Origin of the sequence: Halomonas alkalisoli, from assembly GCF_021412585.1 — a bacterium.
Lineage (GTDB): Bacteria > Pseudomonadota > Gammaproteobacteria > Pseudomonadales > Halomonadaceae > Halomonas > Halomonas alkalisoli.
Genome location: NZ_JAKCMI010000019.1, coordinates 107,077 through 130,052, shown reverse-complemented (window position 1 = coordinate 130,052; position 22,976 = coordinate 107,077). Strand labels below are relative to the sequence as shown.

Here is a 22,976-nt window from a genome sequence, read left to right as displayed (position 1 = left end):
GCCGGGCGCCCCTTTCACCGATGCTCGCCATCGAACAAGGAAGCTTCCATGGCCAACCGTGCCACTCCCCTTTTCCTGATCGCCCTGGGCGGCGCAGCCGTCGGCTTGATCGTCGGCTGGCAGCTGCCGGCGGTCGCCACTTCCACCGAAACGGCGGCGGATGACGCTAGCGTCATGACCGCCTTTGAGCGCATCCAGCTGGGCGAACGCCACCGTGGCGAGATCACCTCGCAGAGTGAGCTCAACGGCAAGGATGGCAGCCGTTTCACCCGCTTCACCCTGCCGCTCGAAGAGGGAGCGCTGGTCGAAATCGAGCTCGGCGGTCCCCTGCAGGGCGCCCTGTCGCTATATGACGATGAAGAGCAGCTGCTGGCATCCACCTACGCCCCCACTGACTACCTCGACCCGGCCCAGACACCGGCGCTGCGCCGCCGCATCGACGAGAGCGGTGATTACACCCTGATCGTGAGTGGCAACGACCTGCACAGCTATGGGCCCTTCAGCGTCACCAGCCGCAGCATGGAGCTCACCACCAGCGACACCCTGAGCGTACCGTCACGTGCCGACGGCTGGCTGCAGGACGGGCCGGATCACTACACCCTGACGGTGGAAGAGAGCGGGCTTTACCAGATCGAGATGCGCTCCAGCGATGTGGACGCCTACCTGGTCCTGGAAGGCGCTCATGGCTACCACCGCGAGGATGACGACAGCGCCGGCGACCTGGACGCCCGCATCGCCGATTTCCTCGAGCCGGGCGAATACCAGCTCACCGCTCGCACCGCCTATGGCCAGGAGAGCGGCCTCTACACCCTCACCGTCGAGCCTCATGAACTCGCCCACGGCGCCGCCCTGCGCAACAGCGGCGAGCTGGCGATCGACGAGCCGCTGCATGGCTGGCTCAACGGCGAGGCGCTGGAATACCAGCTGACCCTCGTGTCTCCCGCCCTCGTCACCATCGACATGCTCTCCGACGACTTTGATGCCTTCCTCGAGCTGCGCGGCGAGGACATCTTCACCAGCGACGACGACGGCGGTGAAGGACTCAATGCACGTATCCGCTACAACCTGGGGCCGGGCGGCTACACCGTTACCGCCCGCAGCCACAGCTTCAGCGGCAGCGGCCTGTTCGAACTCAAGGCTTCCGCAGTGGAACTCGACGAACTCCCCGACGATGGTCAGCTGGCAATCGGCCAACCCATCGAAGCCTGGCTGGAAGCGGGTGCCCGGGACGCCTATACGTTTCAACTGGAAGAAGCCGGCACCTACCGCCTGGACATGATCTCCAGCGAGCTGGACGCCTTCCTGGAGCTGGAGGGAGAAGGACTGTTCTTGAACGATGACGATGGCGGCAACAACCTCGATGCCCGTATCGAGGCGCACCTGGAGCCCGGCGAATACCGCGCCATCGCGCGCTCCTTCAACGGCGGCGACAGCGGCACCTATGTGCTGAGCCTGAGCGCCGAATAGTCGCCCACTGCCATGACGGTGGCCCCGGCCGACCTGGCGACCGCCTGTGGCGGGGCCATCGGTGGCCCATGGCACCTAACCAGCGACCAGGCGTGCGGCCAGAAAGGCGATTATCACCAGCAGTATGGCGATGAACATGCCGGCGCGGCGAGCGTAGAGGTGCAGCATGGTGGCTCCTTAGGCTATGTACGAAAAGTCGCCGAGCGAAGGTCAGGCAAGGCAAAAATCGGCGAAAAAGCGGAGTTTACGGGGTGTAAATGAGCATTTTGAGTCGATTTTTAACGCCGCATGGCCGAGCGCAGGCAGTTTTCGTACAAAGCCTAGACGATATCGAATCGATCGGAATAGATACGGGTCGGCGCGGCACCAATGTGCAACAGCGCCTTTTCGGCGGCATTCATCAGCGGTTCGGGGCCGCAGATGAAGTACTCCCGTCGGCCGTCGTCGGCAGGTAACCGCCGCCTCACCAGCGCCTCGTCGATCATGCCGCTCTCGCCTTGCCACTCCGGCTCCGGGTCGCTGATCACGTGGATGACCTCGAGGGGCAGGACCTCCTCGAGTTCCATCAGCTCGTCGCGGAAGGTGGCCTCGTCCCAGGTATCGTTGGCATAGAGCAGCCAAAGCGGCACTGTCGCACCCTGGTCCCTCAAGGTGCGAAGAATGCTCATGATCGGTGTGATACCGATGCCCCCCGCAATCAGCACCGCTCCCGAATCACTCGCCATATTCGGCACGAAAGCGCCGTAGGGGCCCTCGATATAGGCCAGCGTGCCCGGCTTGACGTCGGGCAGGGTATGGGTGAAATCGCCGAGCCGCTTGGCGGTGAAGGCGATCCGCTCGCTTTTGACGGCCGATGACGCAATCGAGAAAGGATGCTGCTGCAGCGAGAACGGCGTCTCGCCCAGGGTGATCCAGAAGAACTGCCCTGGCGCGAAGTCGAGGCGATGGTCGCCGTCGGCCTCCAGGGTCAGCGTGGCGGCATCGCCCCGCTCCTGGCGGTTGTCGATCACTCGCCAGGGGCGCTTCCGGTTGCGCCAGACCCGGAACAGACGCGACTCCAGCAATAGCAGCAGCGGCACGGCAATGACCGCAATCAGCACCAGCGAGGTCGCCAGCCCTGCCGTGTAGTGCTGCACCATCAGCGCATGGCCGAGGCCGGCGGAGACGATGAACAGCGACAGCATGCCGTGCAGCGCCCGCCACCATTCGTAGGAGAGGCCGAAGCGGGTCCGCCACAGCGAGCTCGCCACCAGCAGCAGTGTCGCTGCCAGCAGCAGGATCAGCGTCACTGCCCGCAGCGTCTCGTCGCGCGGATCGAGAAACTCGATCCATTCGGGCCGCGTGGCGATCATGACGACGGGGTGAGCCAGCACCAGCAGCAGGGCACAGATGCCCGTCTGCCGGTGGAACTGCAGGATATTGTCAAAGCCCAGTGATTCGGCGAACCAGCGATGGCGCCCCGATATCACCACCTGCATGGCCAGCACGCCAAGCGCCAGCAACCCGAGAAAGGCGCCGAAAACAGCACCCAGCGCCCGAGCCTCCTCGGGCCGGGCGACCAGCGCCACGATCAGCGGCGTCAGTACCAGCAGCATATAGCTGCCACACCAGAAGAGCGCTTTTCGCATCAGTGGGCTCACGGCTTCCCTCCCTTGTTCGATCCTTGGCGTCCTGCCTTGCCCAAGATAGTGCTTCATCCGGTAATCGACTGAAATTTTTCGTCCCCGTCGCCGGCACGCCAATGGCTGAGTCGGGAGGACTGCTACGCTGAACTCTAATAATCACTATACCGTCTCGACAATGGAGGATGACGATGTCACGGCAAATGGATCATGCCAATCTCTTCGACGATGCCCGCTCCCGCCTGGAAGACGTCTTCGAGGCGCTGGACGTCCACGATGACGTCATCGAGCGCCTGATGCAGCCCAGCCTGTCGCTACAGGTGAGCGTTTCGGTGCGCATGGACGACGGCCGGCTGCGCGTCTTCCCCGGCTGGCGAGTGCAATACGACACTACGCTGGGCCCGGCCAAGGGTGGCATTCGCTTCCACCCCGACGTCGATCAGTTGGAGGTCACCACCTTGAGCTTCTGGATGGCGGTGAAGTGTGCCGTCGTCGACCTGCCCTATGGCGGCGGCAAGGGCGGGGTCAAGGTCGACCCCAAGCAACTCTCTCGCCTCGAGCTGGAACGGCTCGCCCGGGGCTACATTCGTGCCATTGCCGATGTGATGGGCCCCCGCCGTGACATCCCCGCACCGGACGTCAACACCAACGCCACGGTGATGGGCTGGATGGCCGACGAATACGACCATATCGTGCGCGGCAAGGAGCCTGCTGCGATTACCGGCAAGCCACCGGCCCTGGGCGGCTCCCTCGGCCGAGTGGCGGCCACCGGGCGCGGCGCCCTGCAGGTGCTGGACCTGTGGGCCAAGCGTGAGCAGCGCAAGCCGGAAGACACGACCCTGGCCATCCAGGGCTTCGGCAATGCCGCCTACCACTTTGCCCGGCTGGCCCACGAGCGCGGCTATCGCATCGTCGCCCTCTCCGACTCGGGCGGCGCCATCTACAGCGACGAAGGGCTGGACCCGGAGCCGATCATGCAGCAGAAGACAAGGAACCAGCGGCTGCACGACCTCGTCTACTGCGATGAATCGGTCTGTATCGCCGAGGACGTCGAGCACCTCGACCGGGACGACCTGTTGACCCTCGATGTCGATGTGCTGGTACTGGCGGCGCTCGAGGATCAGGTTCACGACGACAACGTGGGCCAGGTGAAGGCAAAGGCCCTGCTCGAGATCGCCAATGGCCCGGTTACCAGCAAGGCCGAGGCGGCGCTCGACGAGCGGGGCGTTCCGGTCCTGCCGGACGTGCTGGCCAATACCGGCGGCGTCATCGTCAGCTACTTCGAGTGGGTGCAGAACCTCACCGGCGAGCGCTGGTCGGAGGAGACCGTCAACGAACGTCTGGCGGAACGGATCGAAAGCCAGGGCCGGCTGGTGCTGGAGCGGGCCGAGAAGGAGTCGATCTCCTACCGCCAGGCCGCTTATCGCCAGGGTATCGAACGCATCGCCCGCGGCATCCTTCAACGGGGCAACTGCCAGGACAGCGAATGACGGCATATACGGCGACCAGGTCCTCTAGGCGACAAGCACCGAGGTGAAGAGCACCGAGGTGACAACGCCCCGCGGGGCGGCGACAATGGCGGCCCCGTTCCACGAGCCAGGCTGACATGTCGGAAGCGTTGACGATTCTCCACCGGGATGAGCACCTGGTCGCCGTGCACAAGCCGGCTGGCCTGCTGGTGCACCGCACGGCCCTGGCACGGGGTGAGCGCGAATTCCTGCTGCAGCGCCTGCGCGACCAGCTCGGCCAGCGGGTCTACCCCGTGCACCGCCTGGACCGCCCCACCTCGGGGGCGATGGTCTTCGCCCTGTCGACGACCGCGGCAGCCCGGCTGGCGGAAGCCTTTACCGAGCGCCGGGTCGCCAAGCGCTACCTGGCAGTAGTTCGCGGCATCGGCCCCGAGCACGACTGGCTCGACTACCCGCTGCGCGAGGAGGACGGCAGCCGCCCCAAGGCGGAAATGCCGGCCATGGAGGCGATGACCGAAGTGAGGCGGCTCGACAGCGTCGAGCTGCCGGTGCAGGTGGACCGCTACCCCCAGAGCCGCTACTCGCTGATGCAGGCGTGCCCCGTGACCGGGCGCCGCCACCAGATACGCCGTCACCTGTCGCAGCGGGGCTATCCCATCATCGGTGACGCCAAGCACGGCAAGGGCAACCACAACCGCTTCTTCAAGGAGCGGCTGGGGTGTTCGCGGCTGCTGCTGGCCGCCGTGGGCCTGGCCTTCGACCATCCGTTCGAGGCGTATCGGCTGACCTTGAGCTGTGCCCTGGACGTCCCCATGTCGTCACTGTTCGAACGCTTCGGCTGGGGCGGCCACCTGCCGGTGAACGGCGCCGGCCTCAGCGCCCCCAACCCCGAACCCACTGCCTGACCGGGAGTCCGAGCCACCTATCATGACAGCCCCATTCTCGAGCCACGGCGACCCCGCCACCCAGCATGACCACGACCTTCGTTTCGGCGGCATCCGTCGGCTCTATGGCTCCCGTGCCGCCGAGCGCTTCCGCACCGCCCATGTGGTGGTGGTAGGCGTCGGCGGCGTAGGCAGCTGGGCGGTGGAAGCCCTGGCCCGCTCGGGCATCGGCAAGCTCACGCTGATCGACCTGGACGATGTCTGCGTCTCCAATGTCAATCGCCAGCTCCACGCCCTGGACGGCACCATCGGCCGACCCAAGGTGGAGGTCCTGGCCGAGCGCTGCCGGGCGATCCAGCCGGGCATCCAGGTGGTGGCGGATAGCGCCTTCGTCACCGCTACCAACCTGGCCGAGCGCATTCCCCAGGATGCCGACCACGTGGTGGATGCCATCGACAGCGTGCTGGCCAAGGCCGCGCTCATCGCCTGGTGCAAGCGGCGCAAGCTGCCGATCACCGTGACCGGTGCCGCCGGCGGCCAGACCGACCCGACACGCATCCGCATAGCGGACCTCAGCCGCACGGAGCATGACCCGCTGCTGGCCAAGGTTCGCGCACGCCTGCGCCGTGACTTCGGCTTCTCCCGCAACCCCAAGCGCCGCTTCTCGGTGGAGTGCGTCTACTCCGACGAGCAGCTGGTCTATCCGGGCAGCGATGGCGAGGTATGCTTCCAGAAGCCGGGAACCGGCGAGGCGATACGGCTCGATTGCGCCTCGGGCTTCGGCTCCGCCACCTTCGTCACCGGCAGCTTCGGTTTCACGGCCGTCTCGCGGGTGTTGGCCAGGCTGGCCAGGCTCGCCGCCGCACCCGGCGAGTGACCCTCCCTACCACGCTTCACGCATGGAGTCTCCGATGACAAGCCCCTACCCCGTTCCCGGCATCTACAGCCACTACAAGGGCAACCGCTACGAGGTGCTGGGCGTCGCCCACCACAGCGAGAGCGAGGAAGCCCTGGTGGTCTATCGCGCCCTCTACGGCGAGTACGGCCTGTGGGTGCGGCCGCTCGCCATGTTCACCGAAACCGTCGAGGTCCAGGGCGAACCGGTACCGCGCTTCGACCTGGAGAAGGCGTTCTAGCTGAGGTAAGTGTGGATTCCCGTAGCGAGCGAAGAGAGGCTGACCGCCGCCGGAACGGAGCAACCGGAGTTGACTGGCTGCTCAATGAGGATTGTGAGTACCGCCGGCGGCCAGGATATCGAGCGCAGTAGGGAAGGCGCCTTACCTTAACGTTGGCCCCGATGTGCCCATCCAGTCATCCGCTTCTCCAGCACGGCAAACAGCTCATACATCACCATCGCCATGGCGCTGATCACGATCAGCCCGGCGAACACCAGCGCCATGCGCATCTGCGAGCCGGCACTCATCATCAGGTAGCCGATACCCTGGTTGGAGGCCACCGTCTCGGACACCACGGTGCCGACGAAGGCCAGGGTGATGGCCACCTTCAGCGAGGCGAAGAAGTAGGGCAGCGAGCGCGGCAGCCCCACCTTGAGCAGCACATCGAGTCGCTTCGCCCCCAGCACCCGCAGCACGTCCTCCATTTCCGGCTCCAGGGTCGCAAGCCCGGTGGCCACGTTGACCACGATGGGAAAGAAGCAGATCAGGAAGGCGGTGAGGATCGCCGGCACCGAGCCGATGCCGAACCACACCACCAGGATCGGCACGAAGGCGACCTTGGGAATGGCGTTGAAGCCCACCAGCAGCGGGTAGCAGGCGTGGTAGAGAAACTTCGACGAACCGATGATGAAGCCCAGCAAGAGGCCCACCGCCACGCCGATGCCAAAGCCCACCATGGTGGTCCAGAAGGTCTGCCAGGAGTGCATGCCGATGGGGCCGGCGTAGGTCACCAGCGCCTGGGCCGTGGCCCAGGCCCCGGGAAAGATGAACTTCGGCACGTCGAGCAGCCGCACCGTGGCTTCCCAGATCACCACCAGGATCGCCACCGCCGCCCAGGGTGCGATCCGCTGGCGGCTCTTTTCACTCAGTTGCATGTCACGTCCTCGATCAGGTGCCGCGGATCTCGCCGATCTGCTTGCGCAGGCTCTGCACCAGGCCGGTGAACGGCTCCTCGTAGGTGATCGCCAGTTCACGCGGGCGTGGCAGGTCGATGGTGCGCCGCTCGATGATGCGCCCCGGCCGCCGACTCATCACGTAGACGGTGTCGGCCAGGAAGGCCGCCTCGCGCAGGTCGTGGGTCACCAGCACCACGGTGAAGCGCTGGGCTTCCCACAGGTCGCGCAGCACGCACCACAGCTCCTCGCGGGTGAAGGCGTCCAGGGCGGCGAAGGGTTCATCGAGCATCAGCAGCCGCGGGCGATGGATCAGCGCCCGGCAGATCGACGCCCGCTGCTGCATGCCGCCGGAGAGCTGCCAGGGAAACTGGTCCTCGTAGCCCTCGAGCCCCACGGTGCGCAGCAGGTCCCGGGCCCAGCCGACGAACTCGGCCCGGCGCTTGCGGAACTGCGAGCGGTAGGGCTTGACGATCTCCAGCGGCAGCAGGACGTTGTCCAGGGTGGTTCGCCAGGGCAGCAGGTTGGCATTCTGGAAGGCCATCCCCGATATCTTCAGCGGACCGCCCACCGGCGCGCCATCGACCCTCACCTGGCCTGCGGAGGGGCCATGCAGGCCGGTACACAGCTTCATGAAGGTCGACTTGCCGCAGCCGCTGGGGCCGACGAAGGCGACGAACTCGCCCTCCTCGATGGTCAGGGTGATGTCCTCGATGGCATTGCCCGAGTCGTCGTAGGCCAGGCTCACCTGGTCGAAGGCGACGAAAGGCGTGTCGGTTGCCTGCGCCAGGGGTACTTCCGCCATGCCGCTACTCCGCCCGGTCGGCAAAGATCATCCGTTCGTCCCGAGCCGGCAGGAAGCGCGAGGTGAAGACACGCTCCGCGTCGGGCACCGACGGCAGATCATAGGCGTCGGCCACCAGTTGAATGGCGTTGCGCAGCCGCTCCTCGTCCACCGCCCCGGCGCCGTTGGCACGGGCATCCTCGGTATCGATCACGCTGTCGATGGCAAGCCTGAGGCGCCGGGTCTCCATCTCCCTGTCGATCAACGAGTCGCGGTTGTAGACATAGTCGATGGCGCCATCCGGGTCGGCCAGGGTCTCCTCGAGAGCGCGGTTGAAGGCGCGCAGGAAGCCCTCGACGGCTTCCGGGTTCTCCTCGGAGAAGGCCTCGCTGGCGATGATGGCATTGCCATAGAGCGGCACGCCATAGTCGGGGAACGGCATGATGGTGAGCTCCTCCTCACCCATTCCACGCCCTTCCAGATTGAGCAGGCTGGTGAAGTAGAACCCGGTGATCGCATCCACGTCGCCGCGCACCAGCAGGGTCTCGCGCAGGGTCGGATCGACGTTCTGCCACTCGACGTCGTCGGCATCGAGATCGTTGGCCGCAGCGAAGATGCCCCAGGCCCGATAGCCGGTATCGAAGGCCGGCGCGGCGATGGACTTGCCGGCGAGGTCCGCGGGGGACTCGATCTCCCGATCCTTGCGTGCGAAGACCGAGGCCGGGCTGCCGTCATACACCACGTAGACCCCCTGGATGCCTGGCCCATCGGGATTCTCGGCGAGAAACTCCACCAGGGCGTTGAGGTCGCCGAAGCCCATCTCGTAGGCGCCGGAGGCGACCCGGTTGATGGCGCCGGCGGAACCACTGCCGGAGTCGATCTGGACATTGAGCCCCTCCTCGGCGAAATAGCCGCGCTCCACGGCCATCAGGAAGGGCGCCGAAGGGCCCTCGAAACGCCAGTCGAGCTGGAAACGAATGCGGGTCTCGTCGGCCTGGGCCAGCGGCGCCCCGGCCAGTATCAGACCAAGTGCGCCGACCAGCAGGCCGGTGGAACGGGAAAGGTGACGACTCATCAAGGCTGCCCTCGCAGGTTCTGGTTATGATTGTTGTATGCAGTTTTCCTGCCAATGCCCTGCGCACTGGCAGCTGCCAAGAGCGGCACACGCCCTCGCTGGCAGGACAGGGCGGCAAGGGCAACATACTGGTGCAGTACGCGACGACTCGCACGCCCACATGCACCAGCGTAGATCATTGCCGGCGGTTTCCCAGAGGGCGGGGCGAGAACGGAAGGACAGAAACGCCGACACCGGCGCAGTGCGCCGATGTCGGGAGGGGAAAATGAGGGTGCGGCTACGGCAGGACTTACTCGTTGCCCGCTTCCTGCATCTGCTTGAGCATGTAGTTCTCGATACCGACCTTGTCGATCAGGCCGAGCTCGGTCTCGATATGGTCGATGTGGTCTTCCTCATCGGCAAGGATCTCGCGGAAGAGGTCGCGGCTCACGTAGTCCTTGACCTTCTCGCAGTGGGCGATCGCTGCGATATAGGCCTTGCGTCCTTCGTGTTCGATCTTGAGATCGGACTCGAGCATCTCGCGGACGTTTTCACCGATATGGAGCTTGCCGAGATCCTGCAGGTTGGGGAGACCCTCGAGAAACAGGATACGCTCGATCAGCTTGTCGGCGTGCTGCATCTCCTCGATGGACTCGTCGTACTCCCACTTCGCCAGCGCCTTGAGGCCCCAGTCCTTGTACATCTTCGCATGCAGGAAATACTGATTGATCGCCACCAGCTCATTGCCGAGCGCGGTATTCAGGTGCTCGATGACCTTGGCATCGCCTTTCATGGCACTTCTCCATTCTCGTCGGGGATCGGGGACTACTCAGTATTAGCCACACTGACAAAAAAGTCCAACAACGACAAGAGCTTGGATAAAGGTCAACAATAATGATAGAGATTGGCATCAGGGCCGGAGGGGGCGGCAAGCCATCACGTCAACATCGGGAAATACGCGCTACACGGCATAGGCCAGGCCGGCAGCCGAGGCCTTCATTTCCGACCTGATGGCGTCACGGGTGATGGTCTTGGCCACAGAGGCGCACTTGCCGCACTGGGTCGCGCAGCCGGTCTCGCGCTGCACCTCGCGCCAGCTGCGAGCCCCGTCTTCGACGGTCGCACGGATCTTGTGGTCGGATACGCCCTTGCAGAGACATACGTACATTTGCCATCACCTCTATCATAGCCACTAGAGTTAATGTAAATGATTCGCATAGCGTCTCGCAAGTGGAAATCGACCATTTTTTGACCGATATCATGTTCACCGTCTGCCAGGACGATGCTATCGATCGGCCTTGGGCACCACCACCACCCGGGTCCCGGAGGCGATATCGGTCCAGCTGCGCTTCTGTCCGTCGAAGAGGATCCACAAGTAGCCAAGGCCAAAAGCCGCCAGCGACACCCATCCCACCAGGTAGCGCACCAGGCTCTGAGTCCAGGTGATCGAATACCCATCGTCGCTCTGCACGCGCAATCGCCAGGCCTGCATCCCCAGGGTCATGCCGCCACGGGTCCAGAAGAAGGCGAAGAAAGCGTAGGCGCTCAACGCCAGGGCCAGCCGCAGCGAGAGCACCTGGGCCAGGCCGGCCCCCACCGATTCAGGCGGCAGCTCCAACACCAGCCTCACCCAGGCCACGTGGGCGGTAGTGATGCCGATCCAGATGGCCAGCACCAGCAGCCCGTCATACACCATGGCACCCAGCCGCTTGCCAAGGCCGGCCGGCCATACCTCGTCGAGTTGATCGAAACGTCGTCGCATAGACTCCTAGCCTGTTCGTCGCAGGAAATAGAACCCCAGGGCTGCACTGATCAGGGTTGGCGCCAGCACCGCCCAGATCGGCGAAAAGCCGAATACCGTGGACGCAGGCGCCAGCAGGTCCTGCAGATACTTGAAGCAGAGCCCGGTCACCACGCCATAGAAGACCCGCGTTCCGGCAGCGACGGTACGCAAGGGGCCGAAGACGAAGGAGGCTGCCACCAGCACCAGCGACGCCATGGTCAGCGGCATCAGCATCTTCTGCCAGAAATAGAGCAGTGGCTGCGTGGCCTGCAGCCCCTGGTTGTTCAGGAAACGGGCATAGGCCCAGAGCTCGCTGGGTGCCTGGCTGTTGATGGGGCGCAGCAGCCGGTTGAGCTGGGCCGGCGTGAGGCTGGTCTCCCACCCCTGCTCGGCGAGGTGCTCGGCCTCGCTGCGCCCCGCCTCGAAGCGCGTCGTCGCCACCTCCTCGAGAACCCAGACACCGTCGCGCCAGACCGCACGCTCGGCCACGGTGGCCTCGCGCAGTTCGCGGCCCTCGAAGCGGTAGCGGGTCAGGTCGACCACGGTATCGTCGGCCCGTATGGCGCCGAAGCGATAGACGCTGTCGCCCTCGCGCTGCCACCCGCCGCGCTGCATCACCACGGCGCCTTCGCCCTGCATCTGTTCCAGCCGCCAGGCACTGGCGAACTGCTCGGTGCGCGGGCTGACGTACTCGGCCACGATCAACACCACCGCCACCACCAGGATGATCGGCTTCATGACGCCCCAGAGAATCCGGGTCAGCGAGCGGCCCGCGGCACGCATCACCGTCAGCTCGTTGCTCGACGCCATGCTGCCCAGGCCGATCAAGGCACCGATCAGCACCCCCACCGGGGCGTATTGATAGAAGCGCCAGGGCAACCGCAGGAGCAGGTAGAGCAATACTTGGAAGGCGCCATAGTTGCCTTCCACGTCGTCCAGGTCATTGATGTAGGAAATCACCAGATCAAGACCCAGCAGCACCACCTGAACCACGATGATGGCACCCAGCACATTGCGGGCGATATAGCGGTCGAGGCGATCCGTTACCATCAGCGCATTCCCTTCTTCTGGGCACGTACCATCATGCCCAGGCCGAGCGCCAGGAAGGCGCCGTGAATGGGCCACATGCCTATCGCCGCGGGCATCGCGCCGCGCCCGATGGCATCCAGCGCCGCCAGCAGCAGGCTCAGGTAGCAGACATGCAGGAAAATGGCCGGCAACAGCTTGGCGAAGCGTCCCTGGCGTGGATTGACCCGGGACAGCGGCATCGCCATCAAGGTCAGGATGAAGACCATGATCGGCAGGGAGAGCCGCCACTGCAGCTGTGCCCTCGCCTCACTGGAGTCATCGCTCAGCAGCTCCCTGGTAGAGGCGTAATCGGGCGACTCCAGCTCACGCCTGTCGCCACCCAGCGCAAGCCGCACGGCATAGGTGGCAAACTCGAGGTGCTCGGCCTCGAACCGCCCCGGATCGACGCTGTAGCGCTCGCCATCGGCCAGCACCAGGAACCGGCTGCCGGTCTCCTCGTCCACGGTCTGGTAGCCGCTTGCCGCCCGTGTCACGGCACGCTCGGGCGTGCCGTCCCGCCTGCGTTGGCTCTCGCTGATAAAGACCTCCTGCATGCGGCTGCCATCGTCGCTGAAGGACTCGGTGTAGGCGGTACGCCCGCCGCCGAAGTCCTGGAAGCGACCCGGCGCCAGGGCGGTAAAGTCCAGCCTGCTGCGCTGGTCCTCCAGCATCACGGCATTGTGCAGCGCCCCGGCGGGGGTCAGCCACAGGCTGCACAACCCCACCAGCACCGCGACCAGGGCAGCCGGTGCCAGACTGACCTGCAGCAGCCGCGCCGGGCTGGTGCCACAGGCGACCAGCACGGTGATCTCGCTGTTCAGGTAGAGCTGGCCGTATGCGAGCAGAATGCCGAGAAAGAACGCCAGCGGCAGAATCAGCTCGAGAAACCCCGGCAGATGGAACAGCATGAGGTTGCCGAGAATGCTGGCGGGAATGTCCCCCTCCGCCGCATCGGCAAAATAGCGGATGAAGCGGCTACCCATAATGACCAGCAGCAGGACACCGGCAACGGCGGCCATCGTCAGTAGAATCTCGCGGGTCAGGTAACGAAAAATGATCATGCAGCCGTCTTCCATGCAATGGCGCCATGCCTTGAGTACACTGGGGTGACTCGGCAATGGCCTGGAGCCGTGCCGGCATTATCCAGAATCCCCCTTCGCTTGTCTTGTGGAGTCACAATGGAATTCCCAGTTCAGACGGCTAATCCCGCCAAGGCCGAAACGGCCTGCCTCGTGGTACCGGTGTTCAAGGACGGCGACCTGCTGCCTACCGCCGCCAAGCTCGACGATGCCAGCGAGCGATTGATCGGGCAGCTGATCGAGCGCGGCGACTTCGATGCCAAGCCGGGCAGCGTGCAGCTGGTGCCATTTGCCCCCGGCCTGGGCGCCGACCGCCTGATGCTGGTGGGCCTGGGCGAGCGCGACAAGTGCCAGGAGCGGGTATTCATCAAGGCCCTGGACGCCGCCTTTACCGCCCTCGCCGGCCTGCCGGTGGAGGATGCCGCGGTGGCCTTCACCGACGTTCCGGTGTCCGACCGTGCCTGCGACTGGAAGGCACGCATGGTGGCCGAGGCCGCTCACCGTGCCGTCTACCGTTTCAACGAGTTCAAGTCGGAGCCGGCACCGATCCCCAGGCTGGCCCGTATCACGCTACTGGTCAGCGAAGGTGGCAACGCCGCAGAGGCCCGCGAAGGCGCCCGAATCGGTGACGCCGTCGGCCAGGGTGTCGCCCTGACCCGCACCCTGGGCAACCTGCCGGGCAACGTCTGCACGCCGAGCTACCTGGCCGGGCAGGCCGAGTCGCTGGGCAAGGGCTCGGGCGGCGCACTCACGGTCGAGATCCTCGACGAAGCGGCGCTGGAGGCGCTGGGTGCCAACAGCCTGCTCTCCGTGGGCCGCGGCAGTGAAGAGCCCACCCGCCTGATCGTGATGAAATATCAGGGTGCCGAGGACGCCGAGGAAGCCCCGCATGTACTGGTGGGCAAGGGGATCACCTTCGATACCGGCGGCATCTCGCTCAAGCCCGGCGAGTCCATGGACGAGATGAAATTCGACATGTGTGGCGCGGCCAGCGTGTTCGGCACCGCCAAGGCGGTCCTGGCGATCAAGCCCAAGCTCAACCTGGTCTTCATCGTTGCCGCCGCCGAGAACATGCCCGATGGCAGCGCCACCAAGCCCGGCGACATCATCAAGACCCTCAAGGGCCTGACGGTCGAGGTGCTCAACACCGACGCCGAGGGCCGCCTGGTGCTGTGCGACGCCCTGACCTACGCCGAGCGCTTCGAGCCTGCCAGCGTGGTCGACATCGCCACCCTCACCGGGGCGGCCATCATCGCCCTGGGCCACCACGCCACGGGGCTGCTCTCCAACGACGACGACCTGGCGCTGGACCTGCTGGATGCCGGCGAAGCCGCCTGGGACCGCGCCTGGCACATGCCGCTGTGGGAAGAGTACCTGGAGCAGCTGGACTCCAACTTCGCCGACCTGGCCAATATCGGCGGCCGCCCGGCCGGCACCATCACCGCCGCCTGCTTCCTCTCGCGTTTCGCCGACAAGTTCCCCTGGGCGCACCTGGACGTCGCCGGTACCGCCTGGACCTCGGGCAAGCAGAAGGGGGCCAGCGGCCGCCCGGTGGGCCTGCTGACCCAGTACCTGCTGGACCGGGAGGCGGATGCCCGCGTCGAGATCGGCGACAATTGAGCCAAGAGGGTTGCCATCGCGCTCGGCAACCTTTACATCTGGACCATTGACAACGCATCGAGCCGGCTCAGCCCGGCTCGATGTTCCTGTATCGCCCCTTGGGAGCGGCCGATGGCCGTCCAAGGGACTGCGGAGACCCTTTGCCGTGCCCACTGATAGCTTTGACCTACAACCCAACGCCACCCCCACGGCGACGCCGATCCGTGAGGATATCCTCAAGAATCCCGGCTTCGGTCGCTACTTCACCGATCACATGGCGCATGTGCGCTGGACGCTGGACGCCGGCTGGCACGGCCGCGAGGTGCGTCCCTACGGCCCGCTGACGCTGGACCCCGCGGCCGCCGTGCTGCACTACGCCCAGGAGATCTTCGAAGGCATCAAGGCGTACCGTCACGCCGACGGCTCGGTGTGGACCTTCCGCCCCGAGAAGAACGCCGAGCGCTTCCGCCGCAGCGCCCGTCGCCTGGCCCTGCCGGAACTCTCCGACGAGGACTTCATCGGCTCGCTCAAGGCGCTGCTGGCCCAGGACCACGCCTGGGTGCCGACCCCGAAGAGCGCGGCTGACGAGTGCAGCCTCTATTTGCGCCCCTTCATGATCGCCAGCGAGAAGTTCCTCGGCGTGCGCCCGGCCCACGAGGTCGACTACTACGTCATCGCCTCGCCGGCCGCGGCCTACTTCAAGGGTGGCGTGGAGCCGGTCTCCATCTGGCTCTCCAGCCACTACAATCGCGCCGCCCCCGGCGGTACCGGCTTCGCCAAGTGCGGCGGCAACTATGCCGCCTCCCTGGCCGCCCAGAAGGAGGCGAGCGCCCACGACTGCGGCCAGGTGGCCTTCCTCGACGCCCGCGAAAACAAGTGGATCGAGGAGTTGGGCGGCATGAACCTGTTCTTCGTCTTCAAGGACGGTCGCATCGCCACCCCGCGCCTCACCGACACTATCCTCGAGGGCGTGACCCGCGACTCGGTGCTGACCCTGGCCCGGGACGAAGGGCTCTCCCCCGAGGAGCGGCCGATCAGCATCGACGAGTGGCGCGAGGGCGCCGCCTCCGGTGAAATCACCGAGGTCTTCGCCTGCGGCACCGCCGCGGTGATCACCCCTGTGGGTGAACTGGTCACCGAAGAGGGCCGTATCCGGCTGGCCGCCGGCAGCGACAACCCCATCGCCAAGCGTCTGCGCACCAAGCTGCTCGACCTGCAGTACGGTCGCGCCGAAGACACGCATGGTTGGTTGACCAAGCTGGTCTGAAAAAAGCAGATTCTCGCTACGCCAGGAGCCGGCCAATGCCTCGCGAGGCGGCCGGGAGCAGGTCGAAGAGGAGGTCTTTTGCCATGGATGGCAAAAGTAGCGCCCAGGGATGGGTTCACAGCGCCTCCTCGTAACCCTGTCGCCGAGAAAGCCCCTCAGCCACCAGGTCAGCGAGTTCCCATGACCCAGGTAGACTTTTACATCCTTCCCGATACCACCCTCGAGGCACGCCTCGACTTCGCCTGCCGCCTGGCCGAGACCATCGCCGGCAAGGGCTTCCGGCTGCACCTGCACGCCGAGGACGAGGCCATGGCCCGCGACCTCGACGACAGGCTGTGGACCTTCCGCCCCGACGCTTACCTGCCCCATGCCCTTGTGGACAGTACCCCGCTTGGCAGCGAGATGGCCGACAGCGTGGCGGTGACCATCGGCTGGGAGCATCCCCCCGAGCCGGTTCCCGATACACCCATGGCGATGCTCAACCTCGACCCCGGCATCCCCGAGTGGTTCTCGCGCTTCGATCGGGTCGCCGAGATCATCAACCAGCACCAGCAGGTGCTCACCGCCAAGCGCGAGTGCTGGCAGACCTACAAGCAGCGCGGCTATCCGGTAAAGGCGCATCAGCTCAAGGGATGAGCTCCCGTTTCCAGGGTTACGGAAGACTGCCTGTACCGGGGCTGATCCGAGGGCAGGCCTACGAGGAGGCGCTGTAAACCCGTCCCTGGGCGCTACATTCGTCATCCCTGACGAATGACCTCCTCTTCGACCTGCCCCCGGCGCCCCTCTGAAGTTCTATCGTGCCGCTCTTGGCTGACGCCAAGTGCCTCATCGCGCTATAATCGCATCCATTTTTCGAACACTCTTCTTACGACTTCCTGCCGCCCGGCGCCACGACCGGCGGCGATCATTTCTGGACCCGGAACGCCCCCATGGACAAGACCTACCAACCCGAGCAGATCGAATCCCGCTGGTACGAGCGCTGGGAGGCCGACGGCCGCTTCGCCCCCTCGGGCGAGGGCGAGCCCTACTCCATCATGATCCCGCCGCCCAACGTCACCGGCAGCCTGCACATGGGCCACGCGTTCCAGGACACCATCATGGACACCCTGATCCGCTGGCGGCGCATGCAGGGCAACAACACCCTGTGGCAGGTGGGCACCGACCACGCCGGCATCGCCACGCAGATGCTGGTGGAGCGCAAGGTCGCCGCCGAAGAGGGCAAGACGCGCCATGACCTCGGCCGTGACGCCTTCATCGAAAAAGTGTGGGAGTGGAAGCACGAGTCCGGCGGACACATCACCCGCCAGCTGCGCCGCATGGGTGCCAGCGTCGACTGGAGCCGCGAGCGCTTCACCATGGATGACGGCTTCTACCAGGCGGTGCAGGAAGTCTTCGTGCGCCTCTATGAAGAGGACCTGATCTACCGCGGCAAGCGCCTGGTCAACTGGGACCCGACCCTGCACACCGCGATCTCCGACCTCGAGGTGGAGAACCGCGACCAGCAGGGTAGCTTCTGGCACTTCCGCTATCCGCTGGCCGACGGCGTCACCACCGACGCGGGCCTCGGCTACCTGGTCGTCGCCACCACCCGTCCCGAGACGATGCTGGGCGACACCGGTGTGGCGGTCAATCCCGAGGACCCGCGCTACGCCTCGCTGGTGGGCAAGTTCATCGAACTGCCCCTGGTCGGCCGCCGCATCCCCATCGTCGCCGACGAGCACGCCGACATGGAGAAGGGCTCGGGCTGCGTGAAGATCACCCCGGCCCACGACTTCAACGACTACGAAGTCGGCCGCCGCCAACATCTTCCGCTGATCAACGTCTTCACCCAGGACGCGGCGATCCTGCCCCAGGCCGAAGCCTTCGATATCCAGGGCCGCCCGCTGCCCGACATCGACCCCAGCCTTCCCCAGGCCTACGCCGGGCTCGACCGCTTCGAGGCGCGCAAGCAGATCGTCGCCGACATGGAGGCCGCCGGCCTGCTGGAGCAGATCGAGACGGTCAACAATACCCTGCCCTTTGGCGACCGCTCTGGCGACGTCATCGAGCCGCTGCTCACGGACCAGTGGTTCGTCGCCGTGGAGAGCCTGGCCAAGCCCGCCATCGAGGCGGTGGAGAACGGCGACATCCAGTTCGTGCCGAAGAACTACGAGAACATGTACTTCTCGTGGATGCGCGACCTGCAGGACTGGTGCATCTCGCGCCAACTGTGGTGGGGCCACCGCATTCCCGCCTGGTACGACAGCGAGGGCAACGTCTATGTCGCCCGCACCGAGGCCGAGGCCCGCGAGAAGCATGGCCTGCCCGCCGACCTCGCCCTGACCCAGGACGAGGACGTGCTCGACACCTGGTTCAGCTCGGGCCTGTGGACCTTCGGCACCCTGGGCTGGCCGGAGAAGACCCCGGAGCTCGAGACCTTCCACCCCTCCAGCGTGCTGGTCACCGGCTTCGACATCATCTTCTTCTGGGTCGCGCGAATGATCATGCTGACCCTGAAGTTCACCGGCGAGGTACCCTTCAAGCAGGTCTACGTCCACGGCCTGGTGCGCGACGGCCAGGGCCAGAAGATGTCCAAGTCCAAGGGCAACGTGCTCGATCCCATCGACCTGATCGACGGCATCCAGCTGGACGAGCTACTGGAGAAGCGCACCGGCAGCCTGATGCAGCCGCAGAAGGCCAAGGCGATCGCCAAGGCCACCCGCGACGAGTTCCCCGAGGGCATCGAACCCCACGGCACCGACGCGCTACGCTTCACCTTCCTCTCCCAGGCCACCACCGGGCGCGACATCAAGTTCGACATGGGCCGCCTGGACGGCTACCGCAACTTCTGCAACAAGCTGTGGAACGCCTCCCGCTACGTGCTGATGAATGCCGAGGGCGAGGATTGCGGCGCCTCTCTCGAAGGTCAGGGCGGCGACGTCGAGCTGTCGCTGGCCGACCGCTGGATCGTCTCGCGCCTGCAGCAGACCGAGACCCAGGTGACCCGCGCCATGGAGGAGTTCCGCTTCGACCACGCGTCGCAAGCACTCTATGAATTCGTCTGGAACGAGTACTGCGACTGGTACCTGGAGCTCTCCAAGCCGGTGCTGTGGGACGAAGGCGCCAGCGAAGCGGCCAAGCGCGGCACACGGCGCACCCTGGTTCGCGTCTTGGAAGCGATCCTGCGCCTGGCCCATCCGATGATGCCCTACATCAGCGAGGAGATCTGGCAGCGCGTGGCGCCCCTGGCAGGCAAGGCCGCTGGCGACGGTGCCGAATCGATCATGAACCAGCCTTGGCCCGTGGCCGAGCAGGAGAAGATCGACGAGCAGGCGACCCGCGATATCGAGTGGCTCAAGGGCGTGATCGTGGCGGTGCGCAACATCCGTGCCGAGATGAACATTGCCCCGGGCAAGCCACTGGAGGTCCTGCTCACAAAGGGCGGCCCGGACGATCCGGCGCGCCTGGAGGCTAACCGCCGGTTCCTGCCTAAGCTGGCCAAGCTGGCGAGCGTCGACTGGCTGTACGATCCCCAACAGGCGCCCCTGTCTGCCACCCAGTTGGTAGGCGAAATGGAAGTGCTGGTGCCCATGGCCGACCTGATCGACAAGGATGCCGAACTGGCGCGCCTGGCCCGCGAGATCGACAAGCAGGACAAGCTGATCGGCGGCATCGAGAAGAAGCTCGGCAACGAGAGCTTCATCGCCAAGGCGCCCGATGCCGTAGTGGAGAAGGAACGCACCAAGCTGGCCGATTTTCAGGCCGCCCGTCGCCTGCTGGTGGAGCAGCACGACAAGATCTCCGCGCTCTGATCAGCGGCCCGATAACGCCGCGCTCCCATTAGCGGCCCGAAACCGCCGCGCTCTCATTAGCGGCCCGAAACCGCCGCGCTCTGATCAGCGGCCCGAAACCGCCGCGCTCTGATCGGCGGCCCGAAACCGCCGCCCTAGTGGGCGGCCATATTGGAGTCTACGGATATGCCTCGGGTCGACCCTAGCGATAGCGATGCCAAGGCCACCTTACCCGGCTCGCTGGGAGAGGGGCTGACGCTCGAGGCGATCCGGCCGCTCTTTTCTCTCTTCGAGCATGCCAGCACCGGGGCCATCTCGGTGGACGCCGAGGCCCGGCTCACCTGGATCAACGACAGCTACTGCCGGCTGCTGGGCATCGAGGATCCTGCCAGTGCCATCGGCCGACCGGTCGCCGAGGTCGTTCCCCATACGCGGATGCCCGAGGTGGTACGCAACGGCCGCCCTATCCTGCTCGACATCATGGAGTTCGAGGACCGCCAGCTGGTGGTGGTGCGCCTGCCGCTGCACGACAGGGAAAGCGGCGAGGTAAGCGGTGCCGTGGCCTTCATCGTCTTTGATGACCTGGAGCCCCTCACCCCGCTGATCGGCAAGTATCGTCGCCTGCAGAACGACCTGGCAGCGGCCCGGCGTGCCCTGGCCAAGCGTGGCGCCCGCTACGACATGGGGGACTTCATCGGCGCCAGCCCGTCCGTACTGGAGGTCAAGCGTCGTGCCCGGCTGGCCGCCGCCCGCGCCACGCCGGTGCTGCTCCTGGGCGAGACGGGAACCGGCAAGGAGGTGCTGGCCCAGGCCATCCATGGCGCCTCGCCCCGCGGCGACCTCCCGTTCGTTGCCGTCAATGTGGCCGCCGTGCCCGAGAACCTGCTGGAAGCGGAGTTCTTCGGTGTCGTTCCGGGGGCCTTTACCGGCGCCGACCGCCGCCCCCGCCAGGGCAAGTTCCAGCTTGCCGACGGCGGCACCCTGTTCCTCGATGAAGTGGGAGACATGCCGCTGGCCGTACAGGCCAAGCTGCTGCGGGCCCTGCAGGAGGGCGAGGTGGAGCCGCTGGGCTCCAACGAGGTCAAGCGGGTGGATGTCCGCGTGATCGCCGCCACCAGCTGTGACCTGGAGGCCATGGTGGCAGAAGGCAGCTTCCGCTCCGACCTCTACTACCGGCTCAACGTGCTGCGCATTCGCGTGCCTCCGCTACGCGAGCGACTGGCTGACCTGGGCATCCTGTGTGAAACCATCCTCGGCAAACTGGCCCAGGAGAGCGGCGAGTCCCGAGCCGAGATCACCAACGAAGCCGTGATGTTGCTGCACCAGCATGACTGGCCGGGCAATATCCGTGAGTTGCGCAATACCCTGGAGCAGACGCTGGCACTCAACGAAGCGTGCCGCGTGATCGACGTGCCGGAACTCCTGGCCGCCCTTCCCTACCAACCCCGTGACGCTCAGCCCCATAACGCGGTCGCCCCCATTCGGGCCCTGGCCGAGGTGGTGGCCGAAGCCGAGCGTACCGCACTGCAGAACGCCCTGGCTGCGTGCCGTGGCAACAAGTCCCGCGCGGCCCGCCTGTTGGGCATCCCGCGCTCGGTGCTCTACGAGAAGCTCGCCAAACTGTCCTCAAATCCGGACACCTGACCGGAAAGCAGACAGAATACGCTGCGACGAAGGTCGACTATTGTCCGAAAATCCGGACAACCTCTCTTTCCTGCGTGATCAAAACGCCCATCAAGCGATTGTTTTACAACGTTTTTTAATATCTGGCATGAACCGTGCAACTAAATGGGGCAAGCGTCACCTGGCGTGGCGCCAACAAAGCCGCATGCCTGCGGCGACGACAAGAAACCAACGCAGATCAACAACGTCGTTCCAGCAGCTGTTGCATTGACCACAGCTGTACTGACAAAGCTGCACTGAAAATAATGTACAAGGAGCCTTCATGCCGTTCATTCCGACTCTCGCCACTCGCATCCGCCCCGTCACCCTCGGTGTCGCCGCCGCCGCACTGCTGGCGGGTGCCACCGGTGTCAGTTCCGCCGAAGCCCAGGAGCGCGTCCGTTGGCAGGTACCCATCGCCTTCCCGTCGCACCTGGTCGGCCTGAGCACCCCCGTACGCTATCTCAGCGAGACGCTGGACGAGGTGTCCGGCGGCAATATCAACCTGCGCTACTACGAGCCGGGCGAGCTGATTCCCCCGTTCGAGATTCTCGATGCCGTTTCCGAAGGCCGCTACGACGCCGGCTTCACCTGGGTCGGCTACGACCAGGGCAGCATCCCCTCACTGCCGCTGTTCGCCGGTGCTCCCTTCGGCATGGAACCGCCGGCCTACCTGGCCTGGCACTACTTCGGTGGTGGTGCCGAGCTGCTCGAGGAGATCTACGAGGAGTACAACGTCAAGCCGCTGCTGTGCAGCATGATCGGTCCCGAAGCCGCCGGCTGGTTCGCCGAGCCGCTGGAGTCTCTCGACCAGATCGACGGCCTGCGCATCCGCTTCGCCGGCATCGGCGGCCGTGTCATGGAAAACCTGGGCGCCTCGGTCACCATGATCCCCGGCGGCGAGCTCTACCAGGCCATGGAGCGCGGCACCATCGACGCCATGGAGTTCTCCGCCCCGGCGGTGGACCGCATCCTGGGCATGCAGGAGATCGTCCAGAACTACGTGCTGCCGGGCTGGCACCAGACCTTCACCACCGCCCACCTGCTGATCAACCAGGAGAGCTGGGACGCGCTGGAGCCGCAGACCCGCGCCACCATCGACATGGGTTGCCGTGCCGCCACGCTCTATGGCTACTCCGAGAGCGAGATGGAAAACCCCAAGGCCCTGCGTGACTTCGAGGATGAAGGCGTCAACGCCCAGGTGCTGTCCGATGAGATTCTCGGTGAACTGCGCCGCGTGACCAACGAGGTCCAGGCCGAGATCGCCGCCGAGGACGAGATGTTCGGCCGCGTCCTGGAGAGCCAGCAGGCGTTCATGAAGGTCCACGGCAACTGGCACGTCAAGGGCCACCTGCCGCGCTCCTACTATGCGCCGGAAGAGATCGGCCAGCAGTAAGCTG

20 protein-coding genes are annotated in these 22,976 nt (G+C 65.5%); 11 read left to right on the top strand and 9 right to left on the bottom strand.

The genetic code is table 11. The annotated features are described in order from the left end of the window. The first annotated feature begins 48 nt into the window (after positions 1 to 48). Positions 49 to 1,467: a hypothetical protein gene (locus tag LY622_RS06380; RefSeq protein ID WP_234290113.1), complete on the top strand. Its 1,419-nt coding sequence runs from the start codon at positions 49 to 51 to the stop codon at positions 1,465 to 1,467. A gap of 320 nt (positions 1,468 to 1,787) precedes the next feature. Here the strand turns inward: LY622_RS06380 and LY622_RS06375 are convergent, their stop codons facing one another. After that, positions 1,788 to 3,107 (bottom strand): ferredoxin reductase family protein, encoded by a 1,320-nt coding sequence (locus tag LY622_RS06375; protein WP_234290112.1) that lies wholly within the window; start codon positions 3,105 to 3,107, stop codon positions 1,788 to 1,790. Positions 3,108 to 3,280: 173 nt separating this feature from the next. Between LY622_RS06375 and LY622_RS06370 the strand changes: the two genes are divergently transcribed. From LY622_RS06370 to LY622_RS06355, 4 genes are all read left to right on the top strand, one after another. Then, entirely contained in the window at positions 3,281 to 4,579 is a 1,299-nt protein-coding gene (locus LY622_RS06370) for a Glu/Leu/Phe/Val family dehydrogenase (protein ID WP_234290111.1), read from the top strand. Between the two features lie 116 nt (positions 4,580 to 4,695). Beyond that, positions 4,696 to 5,463: a pseudouridine synthase gene (locus LY622_RS06365; RefSeq protein WP_234290110.1), complete on the top strand. Its 768-nt coding sequence runs from the start codon at positions 4,696 to 4,698 to the stop codon at positions 5,461 to 5,463. 22 nt (positions 5,464 to 5,485) lie between these two features. After that, positions 5,486 to 6,319: a tRNA cyclic N6-threonylcarbamoyladenosine(37) synthase TcdA gene (tcdA, locus tag LY622_RS06360; protein ID WP_234290109.1), complete on the top strand. Its 834-nt coding sequence runs from the start codon at positions 5,486 to 5,488 to the stop codon at positions 6,317 to 6,319. Between the two features lie 34 nt (positions 6,320 to 6,353). Continuing rightward, the gene (locus tag LY622_RS06355; protein WP_114480880.1) at positions 6,354 to 6,578 is read left to right on the top strand and encodes a DUF1653 domain-containing protein; all 225 of its coding nucleotides are present in this window, start codon (positions 6,354 to 6,356) and stop codon (positions 6,576 to 6,578) included. Positions 6,579 to 6,724: 146 nt separating this feature from the next. On the opposite strand, the gene LY622_RS06350 is transcribed toward LY622_RS06355, so the two are convergent. The 8 genes from LY622_RS06350 to lptF all read right to left on the bottom strand — a co-directional run bounded on the left by LY622_RS06350 (position 6,725) and on the right by lptF (position 13,260). Continuing rightward, positions 6,725 to 7,492, bottom strand: coding sequence for an ABC transporter permease (locus tag LY622_RS06350; RefSeq protein WP_234290108.1), 768 nt, complete (start codon positions 7,490 to 7,492; stop codon positions 6,725 to 6,727). A 13-nt stretch (positions 7,493 to 7,505) separates the two neighbouring features. Beyond that, positions 7,506 to 8,315, bottom strand: coding sequence for an ABC transporter ATP-binding protein (locus LY622_RS06345; protein WP_234290107.1), 810 nt, complete (start codon positions 8,313 to 8,315; stop codon positions 7,506 to 7,508). Positions 8,316 to 8,319: 4 nt separating this feature from the next. After that, entirely contained in the window at positions 8,320 to 9,369 is a 1,050-nt protein-coding gene (locus tag LY622_RS06340; protein ID WP_234290106.1) for an ABC transporter substrate-binding protein, read from the bottom strand. A 289-nt stretch (positions 9,370 to 9,658) separates the two neighbouring features. After that, positions 9,659 to 10,141, bottom strand: a complete 483-nt coding sequence (gene bfr / locus LY622_RS06335; protein WP_234290105.1) for a bacterioferritin — start codon at positions 10,139 to 10,141, stop codon at positions 9,659 to 9,661. Between the two features lie 168 nt (positions 10,142 to 10,309). Next, complete coding sequence (locus tag LY622_RS06330) at positions 10,310 to 10,516, bottom strand: (2Fe-2S)-binding protein (protein ID WP_234290104.1); 207 nt, start codon at positions 10,514 to 10,516, stop codon at positions 10,310 to 10,312. 117 nt (positions 10,517 to 10,633) lie between these two features. After that, positions 10,634 to 11,110, bottom strand: a complete 477-nt coding sequence (locus tag LY622_RS06325) for an RDD family protein (RefSeq protein WP_234280951.1) — start codon at positions 11,108 to 11,110, stop codon at positions 10,634 to 10,636. A gap of 6 nt (positions 11,111 to 11,116) precedes the next feature. Then, entirely contained in the window at positions 11,117 to 12,181 is a 1,065-nt protein-coding gene (gene lptG / locus LY622_RS06320) for an LPS export ABC transporter permease LptG (RefSeq protein WP_234290103.1), read from the bottom strand. After that, the gene (lptF, locus tag LY622_RS06315; RefSeq protein ID WP_234290102.1) at positions 12,181 to 13,260 is read right to left on the bottom strand and encodes an LPS export ABC transporter permease LptF; all 1,080 of its coding nucleotides are present in this window, start codon (positions 13,258 to 13,260) and stop codon (positions 12,181 to 12,183) included. Before lptF ends, lptG begins: the two co-directional genes overlap by 1 nt. 117 nt (positions 13,261 to 13,377) lie before the next feature. Here lptF and LY622_RS06310 point away from each other — a divergent pair, with 117 nt between their 5' ends. The 6 genes from LY622_RS06310 to LY622_RS06285 all read left to right on the top strand — a co-directional run bounded on the left by LY622_RS06310 (position 13,378) and on the right by LY622_RS06285 (position 22,972). Next, complete coding sequence (locus tag LY622_RS06310; RefSeq protein WP_234290101.1) at positions 13,378 to 14,898, top strand: leucyl aminopeptidase; 1,521 nt, start codon at positions 13,378 to 13,380, stop codon at positions 14,896 to 14,898. A 145-nt stretch (positions 14,899 to 15,043) separates the two neighbouring features. After that, a complete protein-coding gene (locus tag LY622_RS06305) occupies positions 15,044 to 16,144 on the top strand; it encodes a branched-chain amino acid aminotransferase (protein WP_234290100.1) in 1,101 nt (366 codons plus the stop codon). A gap of 180 nt (positions 16,145 to 16,324) precedes the next feature. Beyond that, a complete protein-coding gene (locus tag LY622_RS06300; protein WP_234290099.1) occupies positions 16,325 to 16,780 on the top strand; it encodes a DNA polymerase III subunit chi in 456 nt (151 codons plus the stop codon). A 293-nt stretch (positions 16,781 to 17,073) separates the two neighbouring features. Then, complete coding sequence (locus LY622_RS06295) at positions 17,074 to 19,935, top strand: valine--tRNA ligase (protein ID WP_234290098.1); 2,862 nt, start codon at positions 17,074 to 17,076, stop codon at positions 19,933 to 19,935. Positions 19,936 to 20,100: 165 nt separating this feature from the next. Continuing rightward, positions 20,101 to 21,558: a sigma-54 interaction domain-containing protein gene (locus LY622_RS06290; RefSeq protein WP_234290097.1), complete on the top strand. Its 1,458-nt coding sequence runs from the start codon at positions 20,101 to 20,103 to the stop codon at positions 21,556 to 21,558. Positions 21,559 to 21,859: 301 nt separating this feature from the next. Further along, positions 21,860 to 22,972 carry a TRAP transporter substrate-binding protein gene (locus LY622_RS06285; RefSeq protein ID WP_234290096.1) on the top strand — a complete coding sequence of 371 codons (1,113 nt, stop codon included), beginning with the start codon at positions 21,860 to 21,862 and terminating at the stop codon, positions 22,970 to 22,972. Positions 22,973 to 22,976 lie beyond the last annotated feature (4 nt).

Coding starts and splice junctions, on each gene's coding strand:
- LY622_RS06380 (WP_234290113.1), top strand. CDS start 49: ATGGCCAACCGTGCCACTCCCCTTTTCCTGATCGCCCTGGGCGGCGCA.
- LY622_RS06370 (WP_234290111.1), top strand. CDS start 3,281: ATGTCACGGCAAATGGATCATGCCAATCTCTTCGACGATGCCCGCTCC.
- LY622_RS06365 (WP_234290110.1), top strand. CDS start 4,696: ATGTCGGAAGCGTTGACGATTCTCCACCGGGATGAGCACCTGGTCGCC.
- tcdA (WP_234290109.1), top strand. CDS start 5,486: ATGACAGCCCCATTCTCGAGCCACGGCGACCCCGCCACCCAGCATGAC.
- LY622_RS06355 (WP_114480880.1), top strand. CDS start 6,354: ATGACAAGCCCCTACCCCGTTCCCGGCATCTACAGCCACTACAAGGGC.
- LY622_RS06350 (WP_234290108.1), bottom strand. CDS start 7,492: ATGCAACTGAGTGAAAAGAGCCGCCAGCGGATCGCACCCTGGGCGGCG.
- LY622_RS06345 (WP_234290107.1), bottom strand. CDS start 8,315: ATGGCGGAAGTACCCCTGGCGCAGGCAACCGACACGCCTTTCGTCGCC.
- LY622_RS06340 (WP_234290106.1), bottom strand. CDS start 9,369: ATGAGTCGTCACCTTTCCCGTTCCACCGGCCTGCTGGTCGGCGCACTT.
- bfr (WP_234290105.1), bottom strand. CDS start 10,141: ATGAAAGGCGATGCCAAGGTCATCGAGCACCTGAATACCGCGCTCGGC.
- LY622_RS06330 (WP_234290104.1), bottom strand. CDS start 10,516: ATGTACGTATGTCTCTGCAAGGGCGTATCCGACCACAAGATCCGTGCG.
- LY622_RS06325 (WP_234280951.1), bottom strand. CDS start 11,110: ATGCGACGACGTTTCGATCAACTCGACGAGGTATGGCCGGCCGGCCTT.
- lptG (WP_234290103.1), bottom strand. CDS start 12,181: ATGGTAACGGATCGCCTCGACCGCTATATCGCCCGCAATGTGCTGGGT.
- lptF (WP_234290102.1), bottom strand. CDS start 13,260: ATGATCATTTTTCGTTACCTGACCCGCGAGATTCTACTGACGATGGCC.
- LY622_RS06310 (WP_234290101.1), top strand. CDS start 13,378: ATGGAATTCCCAGTTCAGACGGCTAATCCCGCCAAGGCCGAAACGGCC.
- LY622_RS06300 (WP_234290099.1), top strand. CDS start 16,325: ATGACCCAGGTAGACTTTTACATCCTTCCCGATACCACCCTCGAGGCA.
- LY622_RS06295 (WP_234290098.1), top strand. CDS start 17,074: ATGGACAAGACCTACCAACCCGAGCAGATCGAATCCCGCTGGTACGAG.
- LY622_RS06290 (WP_234290097.1), top strand. CDS start 20,101: ATGCCTCGGGTCGACCCTAGCGATAGCGATGCCAAGGCCACCTTACCC.
- LY622_RS06285 (WP_234290096.1), top strand. CDS start 21,860: ATGCCGTTCATTCCGACTCTCGCCACTCGCATCCGCCCCGTCACCCTC.